25 protein-coding genes are annotated in these 23135 nt (G+C 60.7%); all 25 read right to left on the bottom strand.

Annotated elements, in window-relative coordinates:
* Positions 1-6 precede the first annotated feature (6 nt).
* Positions 7-756 (bottom strand): flagellar type III secretion system pore protein FliP, encoded by a 750-nt coding sequence (fliP, locus tag PST29_RS08470; protein ID WP_011059987.1) that lies wholly within the window; start codon positions 754-756, stop codon positions 7-9.
* Positions 756-1193: a flagellar biosynthetic protein FliO gene (gene fliO / locus PST29_RS08465; RefSeq protein ID WP_060838150.1), complete on the bottom strand. Its 438-nt coding sequence runs from the start codon at positions 1191-1193 to the stop codon at positions 756-758. Before fliO ends, fliP begins: the two co-directional genes overlap by 1 nt.
* Positions 1194-1655: a flagellar motor switch protein FliN gene (gene fliN / locus PST29_RS08460; RefSeq protein WP_042940599.1), complete on the bottom strand. Its 462-nt coding sequence runs from the start codon at positions 1653-1655 to the stop codon at positions 1194-1196.
* Between the two features lie 55 nt (positions 1656-1710).
* Positions 1711-2679 carry a flagellar motor switch protein FliM gene (gene fliM, locus PST29_RS08455; RefSeq protein ID WP_011059984.1) on the bottom strand — a complete coding sequence of 323 codons (969 nt, stop codon included), beginning with the start codon at positions 2677-2679 and terminating at the stop codon, positions 1711-1713.
* A 9-nt stretch (positions 2680-2688) separates the two neighbouring features.
* The gene (gene fliL, locus PST29_RS08450; RefSeq protein WP_060838149.1) at positions 2689-3189 is read right to left on the bottom strand and encodes a flagellar basal body-associated protein FliL; all 501 of its coding nucleotides are present in this window, start codon (positions 3187-3189) and stop codon (positions 2689-2691) included.
* Positions 3190-3342: 153 nt separating this feature from the next.
* Positions 3343-4770 (bottom strand): flagellar hook-length control protein FliK, encoded by a 1428-nt coding sequence (locus PST29_RS08445; RefSeq protein WP_060842819.1) that lies wholly within the window; start codon positions 4768-4770, stop codon positions 3343-3345.
* Positions 4771-4865: 95 nt separating this feature from the next.
* Positions 4866-5210, bottom strand: coding sequence for an Hpt domain-containing protein (locus PST29_RS08440; protein ID WP_060838147.1), 345 nt, complete (start codon positions 5208-5210; stop codon positions 4866-4868).
* Between the two features lie 31 nt (positions 5211-5241).
* Positions 5242-6939: an ATP-binding SpoIIE family protein phosphatase gene (locus tag PST29_RS08435; protein ID WP_193790982.1), complete on the bottom strand. Its 1698-nt coding sequence runs from the start codon at positions 6937-6939 to the stop codon at positions 5242-5244.
* 14 nt (positions 6940-6953) lie between these two features.
* Positions 6954-7259, bottom strand: a complete 306-nt coding sequence (locus tag PST29_RS08430; protein WP_011059979.1) for an STAS domain-containing protein — start codon at positions 7257-7259, stop codon at positions 6954-6956.
* An 87-nt stretch (positions 7260-7346) separates the two neighbouring features.
* Positions 7347-7796 carry a flagellar export protein FliJ gene (gene fliJ / locus PST29_RS08425; RefSeq protein WP_016963162.1) on the bottom strand — a complete coding sequence of 150 codons (450 nt, stop codon included), beginning with the start codon at positions 7794-7796 and terminating at the stop codon, positions 7347-7349.
* 6 nt (positions 7797-7802) lie between these two features.
* On the bottom strand, positions 7803-9161 hold the full coding sequence (gene fliI / locus PST29_RS08420) for a flagellar protein export ATPase FliI (protein WP_060842818.1): 1359 nt from the start codon (positions 9159-9161) through the stop codon (positions 7803-7805).
* A complete protein-coding gene (fliH, locus tag PST29_RS08415) occupies positions 9151-9987 on the bottom strand; it encodes a flagellar assembly protein FliH (protein WP_060842817.1) in 837 nt (278 codons plus the stop codon). The genes fliI and fliH overlap by 11 nt, the downstream gene beginning before the upstream one ends.
* 9 nt (positions 9988-9996) lie before the next feature.
* Complete coding sequence (gene fliG, locus PST29_RS08410) at positions 9997-11016, bottom strand: flagellar motor switch protein FliG (protein WP_011059975.1); 1020 nt, start codon at positions 11014-11016, stop codon at positions 9997-9999.
* Entirely contained in the window at positions 11009-12796 is a 1788-nt protein-coding gene (gene fliF, locus PST29_RS08405) for a flagellar basal-body MS-ring/collar protein FliF (RefSeq protein WP_060838144.1), read from the bottom strand. The genes fliG and fliF overlap by 8 nt, the downstream gene beginning before the upstream one ends.
* 15 nt (positions 12797-12811) lie before the next feature.
* Entirely contained in the window at positions 12812-13138 is a 327-nt protein-coding gene (fliE, locus tag PST29_RS08400) for a flagellar hook-basal body complex protein FliE (protein WP_016963157.1), read from the bottom strand.
* 129 nt (positions 13139-13267) lie between these two features.
* Positions 13268-14674, bottom strand: a complete 1407-nt coding sequence (locus tag PST29_RS08395) for a sigma-54-dependent transcriptional regulator (protein WP_060842816.1) — start codon at positions 14672-14674, stop codon at positions 13268-13270.
* 5 nt (positions 14675-14679) lie between these two features.
* The gene (locus PST29_RS08390) at positions 14680-15873 is read right to left on the bottom strand and encodes a sensor histidine kinase (RefSeq protein ID WP_162492868.1); all 1194 of its coding nucleotides are present in this window, start codon (positions 15871-15873) and stop codon (positions 14680-14682) included.
* Between the two features lie 127 nt (positions 15874-16000).
* On the bottom strand, positions 16001-17476 hold the full coding sequence (locus PST29_RS08385; protein WP_016963152.1) for a sigma-54 dependent transcriptional regulator: 1476 nt from the start codon (positions 17474-17476) through the stop codon (positions 16001-16003).
* Positions 17477-17647: 171 nt separating this feature from the next.
* Complete coding sequence (locus tag PST29_RS08380; protein ID WP_016963150.1) at positions 17648-17944, bottom strand: hypothetical protein; 297 nt, start codon at positions 17942-17944, stop codon at positions 17648-17650.
* A gap of 11 nt (positions 17945-17955) precedes the next feature.
* Entirely contained in the window at positions 17956-18351 is a 396-nt protein-coding gene (gene fliS, locus PST29_RS08375; RefSeq protein WP_060842814.1) for a flagellar export chaperone FliS, read from the bottom strand.
* A 128-nt stretch (positions 18352-18479) separates the two neighbouring features.
* Positions 18480-19940, bottom strand: a complete 1461-nt coding sequence (gene fliD / locus PST29_RS08370) for a flagellar filament capping protein FliD (RefSeq protein ID WP_060842813.1) — start codon at positions 19938-19940, stop codon at positions 18480-18482.
* Positions 19941-20022: 82 nt separating this feature from the next.
* On the bottom strand, positions 20023-20394 hold the full coding sequence (locus tag PST29_RS08365) for a flagellar protein FlaG (protein ID WP_060842812.1): 372 nt from the start codon (positions 20392-20394) through the stop codon (positions 20023-20025).
* Between the two features lie 73 nt (positions 20395-20467).
* Entirely contained in the window at positions 20468-21319 is an 852-nt protein-coding gene (locus PST29_RS08360) for a flagellin domain-containing protein (protein WP_060842811.1), read from the bottom strand.
* A gap of 232 nt (positions 21320-21551) precedes the next feature.
* A complete protein-coding gene (locus PST29_RS08355; protein ID WP_060838137.1) occupies positions 21552-21821 on the bottom strand; it encodes a hypothetical protein in 270 nt (89 codons plus the stop codon).
* Positions 21818-23104 carry a motility associated factor glycosyltransferase family protein gene (locus tag PST29_RS08350; RefSeq protein WP_060842810.1) on the bottom strand — a complete coding sequence of 429 codons (1287 nt, stop codon included), beginning with the start codon at positions 23102-23104 and terminating at the stop codon, positions 21818-21820. Before PST29_RS08350 ends, PST29_RS08355 begins: the two co-directional genes overlap by 4 nt.
* Positions 23105-23135: the final 31 nt, after the last annotated feature.

Below are 23135 nucleotides of genomic sequence, written 5' to 3'. Positions count from 1 at the left end.
AAGGTTTTAGACACCGCCGAAACTGCCCGCCAAGGTGCCGATGATCAATGCCCAGCCGTCCACCAGAACGAACAGCATGATCTTGAACGGCAGGGAAATGATCAGCGGCGAGAGCATCATCATGCCCATCGCCATCAGCACACTGGCCACCACCAGGTCGATGATCAGGAACGGGATGAAGATCATGAAGCCGATCTGGAACGCAGTCTTGAGCTCGGAGGTGACGAAGGCCGGCACCAGAATGGTCAGCGGCGCCTGGTCGGGACTGGCGATGTCGGTGCGCTTGGACAGGCGCATGAACAGCTCCAGGTCACTGCTGCGGGTCTGTGCCAGCATGAAGTCCTTGATCGGCACCTGCGCCTTGGCCACCGCATCCTGGGCGGTGAGTTTTTCCGCCAGGTAGGGCTGCAAGGCATCCTGGTTCACCCGATCGAATACCGGCGCCATGATGAACATGGTGAGGAACAGCGCCATGCCGGTGAGGATCTGGTTCGATGGGGTCTGCTGCAGGCCCAGAGCCTGACGCAGGATCGAGAAGACAATGATGATCCGGGTGAAGCTGGTCATCAGCATGACGAACGCCGGGATGAAGCTCAGCGCGGTCATGATCAGCAGAATCTGCAGGCTGACCGAGTATTCCTGCTGGCCGCTGGCGTTGGTGCCAAGGGTGATCGCCGGGATCGACAACGGGTCGGCGGCCAGCGCCAGTGGCGCCGCCAACATCAGTGCCAACGTCAAGATGATGCGCAACGGCATTACTTCTTATCCTTCTGATCCTTGCCCAACAGCTCCATCAGGCGCTGGGCGAACTCGGGCGTCGCCTGCTCGGCACTGGGCACCTGCACCGGCTCTTTGAGTACATGCAACGCAGTGATGGTGCCCGGGGTCAGGCCCAGCAGAACCTGCTCATTGCCCACCTGCACCAGCACCAGGCGATCCCGCGGCCCCAATGCGCGGGAGCCGATCAGCTCGATCACCTGGCCCTTGCCCGCAGGACCGGCCTGCTGCACCCGGCGCAACAGCCAGGCGAGGAAGAAGATCAGCCCGATCACCAGCAGCAGCCCCAGCACCAGCTGAGTCAGCTGGCCACTGACGCTGCCCACCGCGGGCGCTGCAGCCGCGGCACTCGCCACCGGCTCCGCAGCCAGGGCACTCAGAGGCAAACCGAGCACAACGCCAGGCAGCTTGTTCACTTAGCGCAGCTTCTTGATGCGTTCGCTGGGGCTGATCACGTCGGTCAGGCGAATGCCGAACTTTTCGTTGACCACCACCACTTCGCCGTGTGCGATCAGGGTGCCGTTGACCAGCACGTCCAGCGGCTCGCCGGCCAGGCGGTCAAGCTCGATCACCGAACCCTGGTTGAGCTGCAACAGGTTGCGGATGTTGATATCGGTGCTGCCCACTTCCATGGAGATCGACACCGGAATGTCGAGAATCACATCCAGGTTGGGGCCATCCAGAGTGACCGGCTCGTGACTCTTGGGCACGCTGCCGAACTCTTCCATCTGCAAACGCCCGGAACTTGACGCCGCCCCAGCATCGGCCGCCAACAGAGCGTCGATATCCGCTTGACCGGCATCACCGGTTTCTTCCAGCGCAGCAGCCCATTCGTCGGCCAGTGCCTGGTCGTCCTGGGAGTTAATTTCGTCAGCCATCATGGGTCCTCGACGGGCAAAAATTCATTGAACAGCAAACAGGTTGGAGCGCCGCTCAACGGCGCTCGATCGGCTCGATCACTTGCAGCGCCAGGTTGCCCTTGTGGGAACCCAGCTTGACCTTGAACGACGGTACGCCGTTGGCGCGCATGATCATGTCTTCCGGCAGCTCCACCGGGATCACATCGCCCGGCTGCATGTGCAGGATGTCCCGCAGGCGCAACTGACGACGAGCCACGGTGGCGCTCAGCGGTACGGCCACATCCAGCACGTCCTCGCGCAGGGCCTTGCTCCAGCGCTCGTCCTGGTCGTCCAGGTCGGACTGGAAGCCGGCGTCGAGCATTTCCCGGATCGGCTCGATCATCGAGTACGGCATGGTCACGTGCAGGTCGCCGCCACCGCCATCGAGCTCGATATGGAAGGTCGACACCACGATGGCCTCGCTGGGACCGACGATGTTGGCCATGGCCGGGTTCACTTCGGAGTTTATGTACTCGAAGTTGACCGGCATGATCGCCTGCCAGGCTTCCTTCAGATCGACGAAGGCCTGCTCCAGCACCATGCGCACCACCCGCAGCTCGGTCGGAGTGAATTCACGCCCTTCGATCTTGGCGTGACGGCCGTCGCCACCGAAGAAGTTGTCCACCAGCTTGAACACCAGCTTGGCGTCGAGAATGAACAGCGCCGTGCCACGCAGCGGCTTGATCTTCACCAGGTTGAGGCTGGTGGGCACGTACAGCGAGTGCACGTACTCACCGAACTTCATGACCTGCACGCCACCTACCGCCACATCGGCGGAACGACGCAGCATGTTGAACATGCTGATCCTTGTATAGCGGGCGAAACGCTCGTTGATCATTTCCAGGGTCGGCATGCGTCCGCGGACGATGCGATCCTGGCTGGTCAGGTCGTAGCTTTTGACACTGCCGGGTTCGGCAGCGTGTTCGGTCTGTACCAGACCGTCGTCGACACCATGCAACAGTGCGTCGATCTCATCCTGGGACAGCAGGTCCTGCACGGCCATGTCGTGTTCCTACTGCAGTACGAAGTTAGTAAAGAGCAACTGCTCGACCACCACTTTGCCCACCTCTTTCTGCGCCACTTCCTGGACGCTGGCCGTAGCCTTCTGGCGGAGCATTTCCTGACCGACCGGAGTCGCCAGGGTGTCGAAATTCTGTCCGGAGAAAAGCATTACCAGGTTGTTGCGGATCACCGGCATGTGCACTTTCAGCGCATCCAGATCGGCCTGGTTGCGCGCCAGCAGGGTAATGCTCACCTGCATGTAGCGCTGCCGGCCATTCTGCGTGTAGTTGGCGACAAAGGCCGGAGCCATGGGCTCGTAGATCGCCGCCGGCTTGACATTGCTGGCGGTTTCCGCGGCCGGCGCGGGCTTGCTCTGGGAGCTGTGCATGAAATACCAGGTGGCGCCGACCGACAGGCCGATGGCCAGCAACAACGCCAGGACAATCAAGAGGATAAGCTTGAGTTTGCTTTTCCCTGCGGTGGGTTTCTCTGCTGCTTCGCTCTTCGCCATGCCAATAATCCGTCACTATTCGGGGGTTCACAGTCGCACGGCAAGGCAAGAGCAAGTGTTATGCCAGATTTGTCTGGAATGCGGGGATGAGCTGCGGGGAGGGAGAAGCAAGGGCCATGGCGAGCGGATCGCCACGACCCCTTTGTCACTCAATCAAGCGTAATAGTCGACCGCGCTGGTACCAATGACCGTCTGCACGGGCGCGGCCACTTCAGCCACGCCATGGGGCAACTCCTCGTCGCCACCGTCCAGGCTTGTGCCGCGGGTGCTGGAGCCACTGCGACGGGCCTGTTCCTGCTGGGCCTGCTCCTGCCCCTGCCAGCCGCGGGACTGATCGGATACGTTGACGTCCACCTGCCCCAGCCCCTGCTGGTTGAACATGTCCCGCATGCGGTGCATCTGCCCTTCCAGGGCTTCGCGGACACCGGCATGGGCACTCATGAAGGTCACCTGGGTCTGCTGGTCGGGGATCATGTGCACGCGAATATCCAGGCGCCCCAGCTCCGCAGGCTGCAACTGGATGTCCGCCGACTTGAGGTTGGCACTGGACAGGTACATCACCCGGTTGACCACTTCATCGGTCCAGCCGCTCTGGTGCATGGCCAGGGGCTGGTTGACCGGCACCGCGTTGGCGGTCTTGGGCGTTGCCGCCTGAGTCAGAGCCGCCAGGCGATTGGCGAAATCATCCACCCGGGTATCGCTGGAAGCCCCCTTGAGGTCTTTCAGGCCATCGGCAATCAGACCGGTGAAGGCCTTTTCACCGCCTTGCTCAGTACCGCCTTTGCCGGCCTGCTGCTCCAACATGCCGACCATGGCATTGGCGAAGTTCTGCACCGACGCCAACTGCCCCTCAGTATTGGCGCTCGCCGGTGCGGCCTTGGGCTGAGCCTGACTGGAAGCCGAGACGTGACCGCCCTGCTCCATGGCCAGGCGCACTGCCGGCATGGCATCCAGAGGATCAGCCTCGGGGTCGAACACGGCCTTGGGCGGCTCGGCCGCAGGGGCCACCGCCGGCACTGCCGCGGCCACCACTGCCGGCGCCACCACGGGCACTTCAACCTGAGGTTGCGGCGCTGCCACCGGCGGCACTTCGGCAACCTGAGGCTGGGGTTGGATGGCCGGTAACAGACCAGGGTCCAGCGGTGCCGGATTTACCGAAGCATCGGCCTGGGAGTTATCGACCGACTGGCTATCAGCCGACTTGCTGTCGGCCGGCTTACTGTCGTCACTGGCGGCGCTGGCCGTTTTGCTGTCGCTGCTCGTCGACTTGTCGGCAGGCAAGGATTTGCCGCTATCGGCAACCACGGGCTGCGACGCGGCAGACTGATTGCTGGCGACATCTTTCTTTGGACTATTGTCGGCGCCCTTGTCACGCACCGGCCTGGGCGAGTTGTCGGCAAAGGTTGGCGACTTGCTCAGCGGCTGGCTCTGGGCCTCCTTGGCATAGAGCTGGGCGAAGCTGGACGCCTTGTCACCAGGCTCGGCAACGCTTGCCAGGGGGCTGGCAGGAGTCGCTTGAGTCTTGGACTTAGCGCTGGCCTGAGCGGTGGCCTGAAGAAGCGTATTAGGGGTAACAGCCATGGGACAGTCTCCGCTGCACGGGGATCGTAGGTACAGTCGGGAAACTTGATTGCAAAGGTCGAGCCAGTTTCGTCAACCCGCTGAAAAAATATTGCTCAACAGTGAAAGCGCTGCAGTTCCTGCTCGCACAAGCGCCGGACAATGGCGAACTCGCCATCAATCTCCCCTACCAGGCGAGCTATGCCGTCAGTGGCGGACTGCCCGGCCCGCAACTCCAGCTCATGGCAGAGTTCCGCCAGGCGGATGGCCCCCATATTGCTGCTGCTGCCCTTGAGGCTGTGAGCGGTGGCCACCAGTTGCAGAGCGTCCTCGGACTGGTGCAACAACCGCACCCGCTCCTCGGAATCGCAGACGAACGTGTCCAGCAGGACGGGGTATTCATCCTCCATGACTTCCTGCAATGCATTGAGCACCGTGTGGTCCAGATGGATCTCAGCCACTTGTTCACTCCTTGATCAAGAAACTTCGGGATTATGCCAGAGCGTCCCAGGAAAACTCCACGCAGACACTGCGCCCATCGTCCGACCACAGAGCCTCGCGGCTCATCTGTCGGATCAGGCTAACGCCACGCCCCGAAAACCGTCCGGCATCGTTGGGACGGGCCAGAACGGCCGCCACATCAAAGCCCTCGCCACTGTCTTCGACCCGCACCACCAGACGCCCTCCCGCCTCCAGCGGCTGTACCTGCAGGTGCACCCGGACAAACCCTTCCTGCAACTGCTCCAGCCGCGTCGCACGCTCGCGGTAGTAGCGGGTAAACCCCTCGGCATCGCGCTTGAGCCGGGAGTCGAGCTTGAGCACTCCATGCTCCAGAGCATTGGAATAGAGCTCGGCCAGGACACTGTAAAGAGCCCCGCTCTGGGAGCGCAGGCCGTGCACTTCGAGCAGCAGTTGCAACAGGTATGGCAGCGGATTGAAGCGCTTGAGGGTGGCCGCGCGAAACTCGAAACTCAACGACCAATCCAGTGGGCAAGACTGGCCGCTGTCGGAGTACACAGGGGCTGGCGGCGTCAACCTGGGAAACTCCGGCAACCCGACCTCGACCATGCTCACATCGTCCCGGGCACTGCCGCCAAAGCTCTCCAGGGCCTGCTGGACCTCCTCGAACAGTCGCTCCGGCTGGCGGTTGGCGGCGAACACCCGATGCAGTCGTTCCACGCCAAACAGCTCCTCCTCGGCATTGCAGGTGTCGATCACCCCGTCGGACAGCAGGAACACCCGATCTCCGGGCATCATGGAGAACACCTCGGTACGATCCTCGAACGCCTCGGCACTCAATATGCCAAGGGGCAGATGCCGCGCCACCAGGGGCGTGCGCGCATCACCGGCATGGCGATACAGGTAGCCCTCGGGCATGCCGCCGTTCCACACCTCCACCGACCGTCGCTGGTAGCTCAGGCACAACAGGGTCGCGCAACAAAACATGTCCACCGGCAGGATGCGCTTGAGCTTGGCGTTCATCTCCCGCAGGGTTTCCGGCAAACCGTAGCCCTTGGCGGTCATGCCATAGAACACTTCGGCCAGAGGCATCGCCCCGACGGCCGCAGGCAATCCGTGCCCGGTGAAATCCCCCAGCAGCACATGCATGTCCCCCGCCGGGGTATAGGCCGCCAGCAACAGATCGCCGTTGAACAGCGCATAAGGCGATTGCAGATAGCGGATGTTCGGCGCATCCAGGCAGCCGGAGTGGGCCACCTTGTCGAACACCGCCTTGGCCACTCGCTGCTCGTTGAGCAGGTAATCGTGGTGACGGGTGATCTGATCGCGCTGGGCCAGCACGGTTTCCTGCAGGCGGCGCAAGCGATCCATGGCGTTGATCTTGGCGCCCAGGATCACCGGGTTGTAGGGCTTGGCCAGAAAGTCGTCGCCGCCCGCCTCCAGACAACGGGCAAGCGCCTCGCTCTCACTCAGGGAGGTCAGAAAGATGATCGGTACCAGGGTCTCGCCCGCCAGGGCCTTGATCCGCCGCGCCGCCTCGAAGCCGTCCATCACCGGCATCAGCGCATCCATCAGCACGATCTGTGGCCGCTGCTGCTCGAACAGCGCCAGGGCCTCGGCGCCATTGCCGGCCACCAGTACCTGATGCCCCTGGCGCCGGATAATGCCGGACAGCAGCAGACGGTCCGCCGCGCCATCTTCGGCAATCAGCACACACAGGGGCTCGGCCATCGAGCGCAGCCCGCTCAACTGATATCGAAAAGCTTGTCGAAATTGGAGATGGCGAGAATCTTGCGCACATCCGAGTTGCTGTTGATCACCCGGACATCGGCATTGTCACCGCCGGCATGGTCACGCAGCAGTAGCAGCATGCCCAGGGCAGAGCTGTCGAGGTAGGTGGCTTCCTTGAGATCCACCACGATGGACTCCGGCGTCCGATTGAGCCGCTCATAGGATTCGCGAAACTCCTGATGACGCCCGAAATCAAAGCGCCCACGGATGGAGATCGTGAGTTTCTGACCGTCCGGGGATATTTCTGTAACGACCGACATGTGACTGCTTCCTTGTCATTGACGACGTTTAAAAGGTTTAGCACCCACCGGGCAGACGAACAACCTGCAGACGAAAAATGAGCGCAATCAGTAGGGATTCTGACGGGGCAGACGCTGGGAAAGTTCATCCAGCAACTTCTGTTCGCGCTTGTCCTCAAGCGCCCGAGCCTCGTCAATGTAGCGCTGCACCAGCTTGCGCAGCCCTTCCACCCGGGCATAAGCCTGCTGCCAGGCCTCCCGCGCGCGATCGAGGTTGTTCTGATGCCAGGCCAGGCTTTGCCGCTGCTGGGCCACCGCCGTGTCCAACTGACTGAGAAAGTACTGGTAGTTCATCAGCCAGTGACCGCTGACGCCCAGCTTGCCGCGCTCGACCCACTGCTCCTGGTAATCGCCGCGAAAGCGCTCCAGATCCCCCAGCTTGCTCTCGGCCACGCGCACCTGGCCATGGAAGTACTCCAGGCGCTGGGCAGCGGTACGCTCGGCGCTTTCAGCCATGTCCACCACCGGCGCCAGGCGCGCCGCACGGCTATCGGCCATGGCCGGTTAACCGCCCGCCGCCGGAGCGAAAAGCATCTCCAGATGGGTTTGGCTGTGGCCCAGGCTGACGTTGTCGTTCAGCCCCTGGCGCAGGTAGGCAACCATGGCCGGCTGCAGGGAAATCGCCGTGTCGGTGTCGCGATCACCGCCTGCCACGTAGGCGCCGACGCTGATCAGATCCCGCGCCTGCTGATAACGCGACCACAACTGCTTGAAGTACTGGGCCCGCGCCATGTTGTCGGGGCTGATCACCGCCGGCATGACCCGGCTGATGGAGGCTTCGATGTCGATGGCGGGATAGTGCCCTTCCTCCGCCAGGCGCCGGGACAGCACGATATGCCCGTCGAGCACGCCTCGGGCCGAGTCGGCGATAGGATCCTGCTGGTCATCGCCCTCGGACAGCACGGTGTAGAAGGCCGTAATCGAACCACCGCCGGCCTCGGCGTTACCGGCCCGCTCCACCAGCTTGGGCAGCTTGGCGAACACCGAAGGCGGATAACCCTTGGTGGCGGGAGGCTCGCCAATGGCCAGTGCGATTTCCCGCTGGGCCTGGGCGAAACGAGTCAGGGAATCCATCAGCAACAGGACATTCTTGCCCTTGTCGCGAAAATATTCGGCGATCCGCGTGCAGTACATTGCCGCTCGTAACCGCATCAGCGGCGCGTCGTCCGCCGGCGAAGCCACCACCACCGAGCGCTTGAGGCCTTCTTCGCCCAGGATGTGTTCGATGAACTCCTTGACCTCACGCCCCCGCTCACCGATCAGCCCGACCACGATAATGTCGGCCTCGGTGAAGCGGGTCATCATCCCCAGCAGCACACTCTTGCCCACACCGGTACCGGCGAACAGGCCAAGACGCTGGCCGCGCCCCACCGTCAATAAACCGTTGATGCTGCGAATCCCCACATCCAGCGGCTGACTGATGGGATCGCGCTTGAGGGGGTTGATGGTCGGACCATCCATCGGCACCCAGTCTTCGGCGCGCATGGAGCCCTTGCCGTCCAGCGCCCGACCGGCGCCATCCAGCACGCGCCCGAGCATGCTCATGCCCATGGGCAGGCGCCCGGTGTCGGCCTGAGGCACCACCCGGGCACCCGGCGCAATCCCGGCGACACTGCCCACCGGCATCAGGAACACCTTGCCTCCGGAGAACCCCATGACTTCGGCCTCGACCTGGACCGGGTGATAGCTGTCATCGTTGATCACCAGGCAACGAGTACCCATGGCGGCACGCAATCCTTCCGCTTCCAGGGTCAGGCCGACCATGCGCAGCAGACGCCCTTCCAGGATGGGCTGACCAGGCAGCTTGACGGCCTCGGCGTAGCCCCCCAGACGCTTGCCGAAACTGGTGCGTTCAAGGCGCATCAGCGGCTTCCGCAGGCTCGGGGTGCTCGGTGACGTAAGATTGCTCGGGATCGATATCCGCCACCGACGGCGTCCGCGGCCCCAGATCCAGGCTCAGGTCCGCAGTGCCCGGGTGCAGCGACTGCTCGTGCATCCGATCGAACAATTGATCCATGGCTTGGGTAATGCGGGTTTCGACGCTGGCATCGATGCGACTGTGCTCGGTTTCGACCCGACAGCCGCCAGGCAGCAGTGCCTCGTCCTCGACGATGCGCCAGCTTTCCTCATGCCGCTCGCGCAGGCTCTTGACCTGCTCGAAGTCCTGCGGATTGACGTAGAGACGCACATTGCCGACACCCAGGGGCAGCAGCTTGAGGGCTTCGCGCATGACGTGCTCGATCTGGCTGGAATCCATCGCCAATTCACGCTGGATCACCTCACGGGTGACATGCTTGACCAGTTCCACCAGGGTTTTCTCGATCTGCATGTCCTGCTCGGCAATCGGCTCGAACAGGTTGACCATCAGTTGCTCGAGGGCCTGCAACTTGGCGACCAGAGCGACTTCAGCTTCCTGCCGGACCTTGAGCGTAGTGCTGTGGAAGCCTTCTTTCTCGCCGGTGGCAAAACCTTCGTTATAGGCTTCCTGACGAATGCTCTCGAGCTCTTCAAGGGTCAGCGGCTGGACTTCCTCCAGCGGCACTTCCTCGATCTCTTCCGGAATCTCTTCAGGCTCCGGCTCCGGCTCGGGCGGCTCGGGATCGAAACTGGGCAGCGCCCAGACGTCAAAACCCTCGACGTCCCGGGCGCGAATCAGTTCGCTGTGGGACTCATCACTGCTGGACGACATAAAGCGACCTTAGATCATTTCTTCGCCGCCCTTCCCGCCGAGAACGATCTCTCCGGCTTCGGCCATACGGCGGGCAATGGTGAGGATTTCCTTCTGCGCCGTTTCCACGTCGCTGACGCGAACCGGCCCCTTGGCTTCCAGATCGTCGCGCAGCAGCTCCGCCGCACGTTTGGACATGTTCTTGAAGATTTTTTCCTTGACCCCTTCGTCCGACCCCTTGAGGGCCAGCACCAGCACGTCGGAAGACACTTCGCGCAACAGCGCCTGAATGCCGCGATCGTCGACATCGGCCAGGTTGTTGAACACGAACATCAGGTCTTCGATCTGGCCGGACAGGTCTTCGTCGACTTCGCGGATCGAATCCATCAACTGGCCTTCGATCGAACTGTCGAGGAAGTTCATGATGTCGGCCGCACGCTTGATACCGCCCAAAGTGGTACGGGAGGCGTTGGAGTTGCCGGAGAACTGCTTCTCGAGAATCTGGTTCAGCTCTTTGAGCGCCGCCGGCTGCACGGTATTGAGCGAGGAAACCCGCAAGATGATATCCAGTCGCGCCTTGTGGTCGAAGTTGCCCAGCACTTCACCGGCTTGATCCGGATCCAGATAGGCGACGACGATCGCCTGGATCTGCGGGTGCTCGTAACGAATCACGTCCGCCACGGCCCGGGGCTCCATCCACTTCAGGCTGTCCAGGCCGCTGGTGTTGCCACCCAGCAGGATGCGGTCGATCAGGCCGTTGGCCTTGTCTTCGCCCAGGGCCTGGGTGAGCATTTTGCGCACGTAGTCATCGGAGCCCACGCCCAGGCTGGTCTGATCGCCGACGATGTCGACGAACTCGCTCATCACCTGCTCCACCTGCTCGCGGTGCACGTTGCCCATCTGCGCCATGGCCACACCCACACGCTGGACCTCTTTGGGCCCCATGTGGCGCAGCACCTGCGCGGCATCGGTGGAACCCAGGGACAGCAGCAGAATCGCGGCTTTGTCGACCCGGGTCAGTTTGGCGGTAGCGGCTCGGTTATCACTCATCTGCGTTAATCCACTCTTTCACGACCTGAGCCACACGACCCGGGTCTTCAGCCACCAGACTCTTGATTGCGTTCAACTGAGCGTCATAGCCCTCGCTCGGGCTCGGCAGCAGGATGCTTTGCGGACCACCGAGGCTGACGCGATCGTTGGCCAACTCGCCATCCAGGCCGCCCATGCCGCCCAGCTCCACATCACTGCCAAGACCTGCCAATTGCTTGTCTTTGCCACCGCCGGTGATGTTGTTGAGCACCGGACGCAGGACGCCGAACACCAGCACCAGGATGAACAGCACGCCCAGGACCTGCTTGACGATGTCCCAGAACCAAGGTTGCGAATAGAACGGAATATCGGCGACCGCTTCTCCACGCTCGGCGGAGAATGGCACGTTGATCACACTGACGCTGTCGCCACGGCTGGCGTCGAAACCTACCGCGTCCTGCACCAGTCGGGTGAACCGCGCCAATTCGTCGGCGCTCCAGGGAGCACGAGTGGTTTCGCCATTGGCCGGATTGACCTTGACCTGATCGTCCACCACCACCGCTACCGACAGGCGATTGACCCGCCCCTGCTGCTGCTTGGTGTGGCTGATGGAGCGATCGAGCTCGAAGTTCTTGGTGGATTGTTGACGCTTGTCCGCCGGGTAAGGTGCCAGCATCGGCTGACCGGTGGCCGGATCCATGACCTGTTGGCCATTGGCATCCAGCAGCGGCTGGCCGGGTTGCACCATGCCCGCGGAGGCAGTCGCGCCCCCAGTGGTTTGCGGCGCCGACGCCGGTGACGGCGGTTGGTTGCTCAGAGCGCCCGGCACGCCTTGCGGGCCATTGCTGCTGGAGCGCTGTTCGTTGACCGATTGCTCGCTGCGCAGGGCCGGCTGATCGGGGTTGAACTGCTCGGAAGTGGACTCCACCGCGCTGAAGTCGACATCTGCCGAGACTTCAGCCTTGTAGCGATCGTTGCCCAGCACCGGCTGCAGAATGTTGTGCACCCGCTGGGTCAGCATGCTTTCCAGGCGACGGCTGTAATCGAACTGTTTGCCGGCCATGGTCAATGCGGAGTTTTCCGCCTGATCGGAGAGCAGGTTGCCCTTCTGGTCGACCACGGTGACTTGGGACTTGCTCAGCTCAGGAACGCTGGTGGCCACCAGGTTGACGATGGCCATGACCTGACCCGGCTCCAGAGAGCGACCGGAGTACAGCTCTACCAGTACCGATGCGCTGGGCTTGCGCTCGTCGCGGACGAACACCGAGCTTTTCGGAATCGCCAGGTGCACGCGGGCGCCCTTGACGTTGTTCAGGCTGGAGATGGTCCGGGCCAGCTCGCCTTCCAGGCCGCGACGATAGCGGGTCGCTTCCATGAACTGGCTGGTACCCAGGCCCTGGTCCTTATCGAGGATCTCGAAGCCGACGTTACCGTCTCCCGGCGCCACGCCAGCGGCAGCCAGCTTCATGCGAGCTCGGGACAGATCATCGGCCTTGACCAGCAAGGCACCGGAATTGGGCTCGACGGTGTAAGGAATGTCGGCAGAAGCCAGGGTATCCATGACCTGCTTGGCATCCATACCGGCCAGGCTGCCATACAGCGGCCGGTAATCGGGCTGCTGCGACCACAGCACCACGGCAAAGCCGATCGCCACGCTGGCGGCCAGGCCTACCAACAGGCCAACCTGACGCAGCATGGTCATCTGGGACAGGTTTTCCAGGAAGGACAGACCGAACAGCGGCGGTTTACCGTCTATCGGGGTGGCCTTGGCCGGTACGTTATCGGCGACTGCTTCTGCCATGACTCAATCTCGTCCTTAAACCGGCATCTGCATGATGTCTTGATACGCTTGAACCAGCTTGTTGCGCACCTGGGTCAAAGCTTGAAAAGACACGCTGGCCTTTTGCGAGGAAATCATCACGTCAGTCAGGTCGACGCCGCTTTTACCAATTTCAAAAGCGCTGGCCAGCTGATTGGAAGCCTGCTGAGTGTCATTGACCTTGTTCACGGCCTGACCAAGCATGTCAGCGAAGCTACTGCCGCCGACTTCTGCCACTGCGGCGGATTTAGGCTGCGACATCGCGTCCATCTGCATGGCCCGCATATCCAGCATCAACCGATTAAATTCAACACCTTGGCTCATGGTCTACTCTCTCTGACGACCCGCAATTTTTTGACACTCACTGTGCGGTTAGTGAGGTGTTAGCAACAAGGGTGCCAGCTCCATGGCCTTGCGCGACAAAAGCCTGTCCGAGGCTTCGTCCATGAACGATCAAGTGGCAAACAGATAGGCTTCGACATCCATTCCGGCGTCACGCATCTGCGCCAACTTGTAACGCAGGGTGCGCGGACTGATCCCCAATCGCTCCGCCGCCTCCTTGCGCCGCCCGCGCTCGGAACGCAAGGTATCGATGATCATCTGGAATTCCCGACGCCTTAGATCGTCGCCCAGGCCGCCCGACTCCTGGGGCGCCCCCTCCCCGGCATTGACCAGACCGCGCGGCACCGACTGACCGGCCACCGGCAAGGCCGGCAGCGGCGCACAGGCGACCGGCCCGGCCAGACAGAAGTCCTCCGGCTGGATCAGCCCCCCTTGCTGCAGGATCAGGGCTCGCTGCAAGGCATTGTCCAGTTCGCGAACGTTGCCCGGCCAGGGATAGGCCAGCAGGCAGGCCTGAGCCTCGGCAGAGAGTCTGGCGGCGGCATGCTTCATTTTATTGACGTGCTTGGCCAACAATCGCTCGGCCAGCGGCAGGATATCGGCGGTCCGCTCGCGCAGCGGGCGCCATGCCAGGGGAAATACCGACAGGCGATAGTACAAATCCTCACGGAAGCGCCCGGCCGCCACCTCACCCGCCAGATCGCGGTTGGTGGTGGCCACCACCCGGATATCCAGGGTGATGGGCTTGCGGGCGCCGACCCGCTCCACCTCGCGCTCCTGCAAGACCCGCAGCAACTTGGCCTGCAGCCCCAGGGGCATTTCGGAGATTTCATCCAGAAGAATGGTGCCGCCATCGGCCTGCTCGAACTTGCCGGGCTGGGCCGCAATGGCACCGGTAAAGGATCCTTTCTCATGCCCGAACAGGGTGGCTTCAAGCATGTTGTCGGGAATCGCTGCGCAGTTGATGGCAATGAACGGCTGGCTGGCCCGATGGGAATGCTGATGGATATAGCGCGCCAGCACTTCCTTGCCAGTGCCGGACTCGCCGGAGATCAGCACCGTGGAATCACTGCGAGCCACGCGCGCGGCCAACTCCAGCAACTGGGCACTGGCCGGCTCGAAAGCCACCGGCCCTTCCCCGTCAGCCGCCCCCAGACAGCCCAGGGCATGACGAGCCACCAGCTCCAGCAACGCCTTGGGCTCGAAGGGCTTGACCAGATAATCGGCAGCCCCCTGGCGCATGGCCTCCACGGCACGTTCGACGGCGCCGTGGGCGGTCATCAGCAACACCGGCAATTGCGGTTGCCGGGCACGCAACAGCCCCAGCAACTGATGGCCATCCATACCCGGCATGTTCACATCGCTGACCACCAGGCTGAAGGACTCGACGGCTACCGCTTCCAACGCCTCTTCCGCGCTGCCAACCGCCTTGTAGTCATGACCGGCCAGCAGCAGGGTATCTGCCAGGGCCTCGCGCAAAGCACGATCGTCTTCAACCAGTAGAACCTTGATTGCCATTGACTTCACTCCACTCCATGAGCACTGGAGAACAGAGGCAGTGTCACCAGCGCACAAGTACCGCGCCCAGGACGCGAACGCAGGGATAATTCTCCCTGATGAGCCCGGGCCACCGCCTTGACCACCGTCAGGCCGAGCCCGGTGCCGTTGGCCTTGGTGGTGAAAAACGGCTCGCCCAAACGCTCCAGAACCGCAGCGTCAATTCCGCTGCCACTGTCACTGATACACAACCTGAGGGTGTCACCCCGGGTATACAGATGCACTTTGAGTCGCGCCGCGCCAGCACTGGCCTGCACGGCGTTTTCGATCAGATTGAGCAAGGCGCCGACCAGGGTGTCGCGGTTGCACAGCAACTCCCCTTGATGACTGTCGCACTGCCAGCGCACGGCAACGTCCTGGACATGGGTCTGGGCCGCGGCCTGCAACGACTGCAGCAGCGACTTGGGGGACAGGCGATCGGTCAGGGGCAATTCGCCACGGGCGAATACCAGCATGTCGCGCACCTGATGCTCCAGCTCATGCAAGCGCTCTTTGAGCCGCCCAGCGAAACGCTGATGAGTGGCCAGTGGCAACTCCTGTTCGGTGAGGTGGCTGGCATACAGCAAGGCTGCCGAAAGAGGGGTGCGAATCTGGTGTGCCAGGGAGGCGACCATCTTGCCCAGGGAGGACAGGCGCTCGTGACGAGCCAGTTGATCCTGCAGATGACGGGTTTCAGTCAAGTCGTTGAGCAACACCAGTTGCCCGGGCTCGGCATCCAGCGAACGGGTAGCAATCGACAGGCGCCGACCGTCGCGCAGGGAAATTTCATGACCGTCGTCCTCGCGGGGCGCAAAGCTGCGGGCAATGATGTTGCGCCACAACTCCCCTTCCAGAGGCAAACCTAAAAGATCACAGGCCGCCGGGTTGGCTTCACTGACGATACCCTGGCCATCGATGACGATAACGCCGCCCGGCAACAGGTCGAGAAGGTTCTGCAGACGGTTGGCCAAACGCTCTTTTTCCGCCAGCTCCTGCATGCGCTGGGCGCTGACCACGGCCAACTCGCCCTTGAGTTCGGTCACCCTGGCCTCAAGCATGCTGTAGGAGTCAGTAAGTTGGCTCGACATCTGGTTGAACAAGGCGAAGGCCTGCTCAAGACCCTGCCGGCTTGCCTGCTCTACGGACGACGATGGCCCCGGCGCATCGGGGACAGGAGACATCTGGGCGGCTTGGGGCATCGTGCTCTCTCGCTTGGCTGACCGTCAGTTAAACGGAACGTTACAAGAGACTTAGCAATACCCGTGCCTAAAAAAAATACCCAGTTTTCAACGACTTGAAAAACAGGCGTCAATCATCCGCCTGTTCATCACCTTCACGACGGCTCATGCCGTACTTGCGCATCTTCTCCACCAGCGTCGTGCGACGGATGCGCAGACGCTCAGCGGCACGCGCCACAATGCCATTGGCGTCGTCCAGGGCTTGCTGGATCAATCCCTGCTCCAGGCTACCGAGGTAATCCTTCAGGTCCAGGCCTTCCGGCGGCAACATGGCGGTGGCGGCGAAGTCCGGGGCATGACCATTGATCGCTACCCGCTCTTCCAGATCGCTACGCAAGCTGTCCACCAGTTGCTCGTCTTCATCATCGACGTAGCGGAACTTCTTGGGCAGCTCGACCACACCGATCACCCCGTATGGATGCATGATCGCCATGCGCTCCACCAGGTTGGCCAGCTCTCGGACGTTGCCCGGCCAGCCATGCCTGCACAGCGACATGATGGCGGCGGAATTGAAACGAATCGAACCGCGCTTCTCGTGCTCCATGCGCGAAATCAATTCATTCATCAGCAGCGGAATATCTTCCACCCGCTCGCGCAGCGGCGCCATCTCGATAGGGAACACGTTGAGGCGGTAGTACAAATCCTCACGGAAGGTCCCGACCTCGATCATGCTTTCCAGGTTTTTGTGGGTGGCGGCAATGATCCGCACATCGACACCCTGGGTCTTGTTGCTCCCCACACGCTCGAAGGTCCGCTCCTGCAGCACCCGCAGCAGCTTGACCTGCATCGGCAATGGCATATCGCCAATTTCATCGAGGAACAGAGTGCCGCCATTGGCCAACTCGAAGCGACCGGCACGGCTGGTAATGGCCCCGGTGAAAGCCCCCTTCTCGTGACCGAACAATTCGCTTTCCAACAGCTCGGCAGGGATGGCTCCGCAATTGACCGGAACGAAAGGTGCATCACGGCGCTTGGAGTGATAGTGCAGATTGCGCGCCACCACTTCCTTGCCGGTTCCCGACTCCCCAAGGATCAACACACTGGCGTCGGTATCCGCGACCTGCTGCATCATCTGCCGCACGTGCTGGATTGCGCGACTGGTGCCTACCAGGCTACGGAACAGGTTGGGCTCGCGATGACGGCCGCGCTCGCGGGCCTGATCGTACATTTCACGATAGACCTGGGCGCGGTGCAGGGAATCAAGCAACTTGCTGTAGCTGGGCGGCATTTCCAGGGTAGAAAGCACTCGACGCCGCTGGTCTTCCGGCAAATCAATGGAAGAATTTTCGCCCATTAGCAAAACCGGAAGGAACTCATCCCAGGTTGAGAGTGTCTTTAGCAGACCCAGAAGCGCGCCCGGAGCATTTACGGTCCCAATGAGGACGCAAATTACTTCACGACTTGACGACAAAGAGCCGACAGCCTGCTGCCAGTCATGGCTACCGCAGGGTAAATTTTCTTCGCCGAGAAAATTTAAAATCACCGCCAGGTCGCGGCGGCGCACGCTATCGTCATCGATCAGCAGAATTTTGGTTTCACGCCACATGCAATAGCAACTTCCCTAGTCAACTCAATGCCCAGAATAAGGGGCAAGCTAGACGCGCTTGTAGGCATTTTCTGCCTTATAGACGCCTGAAATCTGAAAACAGCCACTAGTTAAGTCAAAAATGCGTGCACAGTCAAATTTATGGCGCGCAACGTTCGGATTAACTCAACATTAACCGAACAAATGGTAAACCTTTGCCGCGTTCTGCGCTTGGGTGATCTGCGACATCTCGTCGACTATCGCCTGACGCTCGCCGGTCGCCACCTCAAGCAGCTGTCGGTAAACCCCCAACAACTCCTCCAGATTGTCACGCAAAGCGACCTCATCAACCTGAGCTTCGCTGAGCACGTCCTCCATGCACGAACGACAAGCCAGATCCAACTCACCAATGGCCTGCCAATTGCGCTCAGCAAGGGCGTCGACCAATGCCTCGCGGGTTTCTTCGATACGTTGCAGGACAGCGCTCATGGTGTTCCTCCTCAGAACTGCGGACCCGGCGCAGCGATGGCATCCCAGCCATCCTTGACCGTACGCAGCAGACCGGCAACCTCATCAAGGATCTTCGGATCAGTCTTGATATTGGCTTCAGCCAGACGCTTCATCATGTAGGTATAAAGACTGTCCAGATCCCCCAGAGTGTCCATGGAGTTTTCCAGATCCAGGCCTTCGCGCAAGCCACCGATGATGCCGATGGCCTTGCCGATAAACACGCCCTTGTTGGCAACATCCTTGCGCTCCATCGCACCCTTGGCCTGAGCAATACGATCCAGGCCGCCTTCCATCAACATCTGCACCAGACGATGTGGACTGGCTTCGGAGGTCTGCGCCTGCGCACCGACCTTCTGATACTGCCGAAGGGCTAACATCGGATTCATGTGATACCTCTTCAAAACTCAAGGGTTCGTATAAGCATTGTATCGACGCAACGTCAAAAAACTTTAGGCCAAATACAAAAGCCCGGAGCGTTGAAAAACGCTGCCGGGCTTTTGGCACAGGCCAGATATTAACCTTTTTTCTGTGCGTTCAACGCTTCGAACATCGACGTGATGTTACTGGCGGTGGCCTTCAACTTGCCCACAAGGGTATCCATGTCGTTGTACTTCTTGGTCAGCACCGCCGTCAGTGTTGCTACTCGACGATCCAGAGCATCCTGCTGATCAGAAAGCTTTTTCTTAGTCAGATCCAGGGTCTTGCTCCGAGTGGTCAAGATCCCCTCTTTCATGCTGCCTACGCCCTCAGTGAAGGGTTTGATCGCCTTGGTCATGCGATCCAGCAAGCCCGGATTGGTGCCATCACCGGTAAACAGCTTCTGCACTTCACCACCGAGCTTCTTGTCGGTCATGGCGGCAGTGAACTTCTTGTCGTCGAAATCCAGCGCACCGGTCTTCTGGTTGGTGGTAATCCCCAACTGCGCCAGCACGGTGAGCTTATCGCCCGCGCCAGTTTCGGACAGCGGCGCGCGAATGGCTGCCAGAATCGAGCGAGGCAGCGAGTCACCGGTCAACTGCGCCGGAACTGTCGGCTTGCCGTTGTCATCCAGAGAAGGCTTGGTCAGGGTAGTGATACCGTTGGCCACAGCGTTGTAGGCATCGACAAATTTCTGGATCGAGGTTTTCAAACCCTCGGTGTTGGTGGCAACCGTCACCGTGATAGGGGTGCTAGCGGCGGTTGGAGCAACAAGATTGAGCTTCAGACCGGAAATGGCCTGGGTAACCGTGTTGGTTCTGCTGGTCAGTTGCATGCCGTCGACGGTGAATACCGCATCCTTGGCCAACCCTCCGATGTTACCGGACGAGGTTGCCGTGGCTGGATTGGTCTCACTCGACATAGACTGGGTGCCATCGATCTCCAGCCCGGCAATACCGCTGACCGAAATATCAGAGCCGGCGCCCGTCTTGTCGGATCCGATCACCAGTCGCGAACCGAACGAATCAGTCACGATGTTCGCGCTGAGCCCAGCCATGTTCATCTTCGAATCAGCGTTGATCGAATCGCGCACCGACTGCAGCGTCGCATTGGCGCCGATGGTCAGCGGATAGTTAATGCCATTTTGAGTGATGTTTAACGTACCACTCGGAATGGCACTGGTATTGCCTCCGGAAAAAGCCGCGCTGGCCACTTTTGAGGAGGTTGCAAGATTTTTAACAGTAACCGTGTATTTGCCGGCAACCGCATAGTTGTCTGCCGTTGCGTCCACGGTCTTGCTGTCGCTGGAGGTTGCAGCAAAGCCGGCAAAGGCAGGATTGACAGCACTTCCCAATCCGGCGACCGACAAGGTGCTCTGAAAGGTCGACAACAGCGACTGCAAGGTGCCGATACCAGAAATACTGGCGCTATTGGTGGTGGTCGCACGATCGATCTGACCCTGCTTGGCCGCTTTGTCAGCCGCCACGAGCGCCTTGACGATAGCACCCGTATCGAGACCAGAACCCAAACCAGTACCCGGTAGAATTGGACTTGCCATGTGTGTCTCCCTTCAGTGTGCCGCCAGTCTTTTGACCACTAACGCGCCCAAAAGAACACAGCAACAAGTTTCATGCCAGCTATCAGACTTTCGCGCTGAACAGCAGGCTACTGGCGTCATTCAAGCTGTGGGCCAATCTCAGCACTTCTTCGTTGGGGATCTGACGAACCACCTCACCCGAATCACTGGCAATCACCTTGACCACAACCTGGCCGGAGGGCTCATCAATCGAGAACTCCAGGTTACGCTTGACCGACTGGACGAATTTTTCAATTTCCTGAACGGCCATCTTCAACTTTTCCTGCTCGGTCCGAGCATCTTTTTTACTGTCCTGACTGGGGGTTTCGACCACAGCCGGGACCACCTCTCGAGGCTTCTCGACGGGCTTGTCAGCAACTGGCGTCACCGGCTTGGCCGCAGGATAAGACAAGTTCAGCTTCACGCTCATATCCATGTCCACCACCTCTTAAAGTAAAAAAGCGAGAGAGCACGACCAGCGCACTCCCCCGCCAAAGCTTAGTCAGCTATTACTGAAGCAGTTTCAGTACAGCGGATGGCAGTTGGTTGGCCTGGGCCAGAACTGCGGTCGAAGCTTGTTGCAGAGTCTGCTGCTTGGTCAGCTGGGCAGTTTCAGCAGCGAAGTCGGTATCTTGTACGCGACCCAGTGCAGCACTGGCGTTTTCGTTGATGTTCTGCAGGTTGGAGATGGTGCTGGTCAGACGGTTCTGGGCAGCACCGAGGTCGGCACGGCTGGAGTTGATGGTCGACAGAGCCTTGTCGATAGCGTCCATCGCAGCCTTGGTGCTGGTCTCGGCAGTAGCGCTGTCGTTACCGGTGATGCTGATGGTGGCAGAGTCAACGCCCAGGGTAGTAGCGTCGAAGCCGCTAGCCAGGGTGATGGTGATCTGGTTGGTAGCACCAGTGTTGGAGCCAACCTGGAAGGTCATGGTGCCAGCCGAACCGTCGATCAGGTTCTTGCCGTTCAGGTTGGTCGACTTGGCGATACGAGTCAGCTCGTCCGACATCTGAGCAAATTCTTTGTTCAGAGCAACACGGTCTTGAGTACCGTTGGAGTCGTTTCGCGACTGAACAGCCAGTTCACGCATACGCTGCAGGATGTTGGTGGACTCTTGCATCGCGCCTTCAGCGGTCTGGGCGATGGAGATACCGTCGTTGGCGTTTTTGATTGCCATGGTCTGACCACGGATCTGCGAGGTCATACGGGTAGCGATCTGCAGGCCGGCGGCGTCGTCTTTTGCGCTGTTGATTTTCAGGCCGGAAGACAGGCGAGTCATCGAAGTCGACAGAGCGTCGGAAGCGCGGTTCAGGTTCTTCTGAACGTTCAACGACGTGACGTTAGTGTTTACTGTTAAAGCCATGACGAATTCCTCGTTGGTTGGGTACTGCGGCTTCCGGCCCTGGCAACCGCCGGGTAATGGCCTAGAGAACCTTCGTAATAGTTATCGTCGTTAATGCAAGTTGCTTTAGGGCTTTTTCAAAAATATTTGCCATCACCCTGCCACCCCTTGAAAAACAAGGGGTTAAACCCTTGCCCAACTAAAAAATGACGCCAGAAAAACCCCACCAAAACCCGCCTGATGCGCCTAATCCTCAATCTCCAAATGCCATGGACAGCCACTCCACCAGCTCGTACTCCAGGTAGTCGGCCAGGCCCAGCCAATCCTGCGCCTCCTGACACTTGAGCATCAGACTCAGCAACCCGGACCACTCCTGCTGAACCGCCAGAGGGGCAACATCGACCAGGCCTTGCACCGGGTCGAACAGCTCGATCATGTTCACCGCCGCTTCGACCTCCCGTCCCAGGCGGAACAGATCGGCAACCTCCCGGGCACGGGCGATCAGAGACTCAAGCCGGCTCATTGGACAAAATCCTCATGGAAGGTGGTACCTGCGATCATGGCGCCGCTGCGACTGGTATTGAAAAACCTGACCTCGGGCCGACTCTGGATGTAGCGCTCCAACTCGCACAGGTAGCTGCGGAAATTGAGCTGGGTCTTGACTCGCTGCCCGTTGCCGTCCAGCACCCAATGCTTGGCGGCCTTGAGTTGCGGCCCCAGGTCGCCGTCCTGCCAGCCGGCATGGGTTCGATCCATCGGAAAGGCAAAATCCGCACCGAACAACGTGATCCGCCGCCCTCCCATCTTCACCGCCAGGTCCACCGCGGGATGGATCACGCTGCCTCCGGCATGCAACTGCGCCTTAGGCCATCGCTGACGCAAAGACGCAAAGACCGGGCTGGCCGAGTAAGCGACGTAACGTGGCCCCTGCCAGCCTTCAAGCACCCGCGGATCCGCCAGAGGCATGTACACGAGGGTCGTGCTGGCACTGTCCTGAGCCGGAAGATGCCGGCTGGAAATACGCTGATCGATACTCACCACCACATCCGGCTGAATGCCGTGGCGCTGCAGGGGCTGATACGCGGTGTCGACACAGATCAGCAACGGTCGTTGCGGCCGTTCGCGCAATGCCCGCAAGGCTGCAAAATGCTGCTCCAGGCTCGGACCGGTCGCGATCACAAAAACCTCGCGCCCGCTATCGCGGCCAAACAACTCGGCGACATCGGCATCAGCCCGCACCCACGGTTCGACGGCAGCCAAGCGCTCGGCGACACCCGCCTCCTCGGTGAACAGGCGGTTGTTGAACGTCACATGAGTCTCACTGACCAATCGGTCGCGAATCTTCGCGCTGTAATCATCGGCCAGCACCAACTCGGACGGCAGGGCAAAGAATGGCAGCTGAATCTCCGACAGGTCGCCGGCGTAGAGCAGCTCGACCCGCGGATCGGCCAACCAGAACTGCTGATCGAGCAACTGCAGCACCAGCTTGAACAGCGCGCCGTTGAGAATATGCACGTAAAGTCGCGTCAGCCCCGGTCGCTCAAGCAACGCCAGTTGCAGATCCCCCAGGCCGCAGCCATACAGATGCAGGACCGGCGCTTCGGGCAGACTGGCCGCCTGGGTACGAGCCTCGCGAGTGCGATCATGACGGCTGGTGAGCTGGATACCGGCGACGCTCAGGGTCGACCCCAGGCCTTCCACCAGATCCGCCTGCAATACGGCACTGTCCTCAGCCAACAGCCGCTCCAGCAGCGCCGGCCAGCGCTCCCTCAGTACCTGGGCATTGTGTTCCAAGCTATCGCTCATGCTGCCTCGCCTATCACTCGCGCAAAAAAAT

Origin of the sequence: Pseudomonas sp. St29 (assembly GCF_001547915.1) — a bacterium.
In the GTDB taxonomy this organism is placed as follows: Bacteria; Pseudomonadota; Gammaproteobacteria; order Pseudomonadales; family Pseudomonadaceae; genus Aquipseudomonas.
The sequence above is the reverse complement of the archived record's forward strand: the minus strand, read 5'-3'. Positions and strand labels throughout refer to the sequence as shown.

Coding starts and splice junctions, on each gene's coding strand:
- fliP (WP_011059987.1), bottom strand. CDS start 756: ATGCCGTTGCGCATCATCTTGACGTTGGCACTGATGTTGGCGGCGCCA.
- fliN (WP_042940599.1), bottom strand. CDS start 1,655: ATGGCTGACGAAATTAACTCCCAGGACGACCAGGCACTGGCCGACGAA.
- fliM (WP_011059984.1), bottom strand. CDS start 2,679: ATGGCCGTGCAGGACCTGCTGTCCCAGGATGAGATCGACGCACTGTTG.
- fliL (WP_060838149.1), bottom strand. CDS start 3,189: ATGGCGAAGAGCGAAGCAGCAGAGAAACCCACCGCAGGGAAAAGCAAA.
- PST29_RS08445 (WP_060842819.1), bottom strand. CDS start 4,770: ATGGCTGTTACCCCTAATACGCTTCTTCAGGCCACCGCTCAGGCCAGC.
- PST29_RS08435 (WP_193790982.1), bottom strand. CDS start 6,939: ATGGCCGAGCCCCTGTGTGTGCTGATTGCCGAAGATGGCGCGGCGGAC.
- PST29_RS08430 (WP_011059979.1), bottom strand. CDS start 7,259: ATGTCGGTCGTTACAGAAATATCCCCGGACGGTCAGAAACTCACGATC.
- fliJ (WP_016963162.1), bottom strand. CDS start 7,796: ATGGCCGATAGCCGTGCGGCGCGCCTGGCGCCGGTGGTGGACATGGCT.
- fliI (WP_060842818.1), bottom strand. CDS start 9,161: ATGCGCCTTGAACGCACCAGTTTCGGCAAGCGTCTGGGGGGCTACGCC.
- fliH (WP_060842817.1), bottom strand. CDS start 9,987: ATGTCGTCCAGCAGTGATGAGTCCCACAGCGAACTGATTCGCGCCCGG.
- fliG (WP_011059975.1), bottom strand. CDS start 11,016: ATGAGTGATAACCGAGCCGCTACCGCCAAACTGACCCGGGTCGACAAA.
- fliF (WP_060838144.1), bottom strand. CDS start 12,796: ATGGCAGAAGCAGTCGCCGATAACGTACCGGCCAAGGCCACCCCGATA.
- fliE (WP_016963157.1), bottom strand. CDS start 13,138: ATGAGCCAAGGTGTTGAATTTAATCGGTTGATGCTGGATATGCGGGCC.
- PST29_RS08395 (WP_060842816.1), bottom strand. CDS start 14,674: ATGGCAATCAAGGTTCTACTGGTTGAAGACGATCGTGCTTTGCGCGAG.
- PST29_RS08390 (WP_162492868.1), bottom strand. CDS start 15,873: ATGTCTCCTGTCCCCGATGCGCCGGGGCCATCGTCGTCCGTAGAGCAG.
- PST29_RS08385 (WP_016963152.1), bottom strand. CDS start 17,476: ATGTGGCGTGAAACCAAAATTCTGCTGATCGATGACGATAGCGTGCGC.
- PST29_RS08380 (WP_016963150.1), bottom strand. CDS start 17,944: ATGAGCGCTGTCCTGCAACGTATCGAAGAAACCCGCGAGGCATTGGTC.
- fliS (WP_060842814.1), bottom strand. CDS start 18,351: ATGAATCCGATGTTAGCCCTTCGGCAGTATCAGAAGGTCGGTGCGCAG.
- fliD (WP_060842813.1), bottom strand. CDS start 19,940: ATGGCAAGTCCAATTCTACCGGGTACTGGTTTGGGTTCTGGTCTCGAT.
- PST29_RS08365 (WP_060842812.1), bottom strand. CDS start 20,394: ATGGATATGAGCGTGAAGCTGAACTTGTCTTATCCTGCGGCCAAGCCG.
- PST29_RS08360 (WP_060842811.1), bottom strand. CDS start 21,319: ATGGCTTTAACAGTAAACACTAACGTCACGTCGTTGAACGTTCAGAAG.
- PST29_RS08355 (WP_060838137.1), bottom strand. CDS start 21,821: ATGAGCCGGCTTGAGTCTCTGATCGCCCGTGCCCGGGAGGTTGCCGAT.
- PST29_RS08350 (WP_060842810.1), bottom strand. CDS start 23,104: ATGAGCGATAGCTTGGAACACAATGCCCAGGTACTGAGGGAGCGCTGG.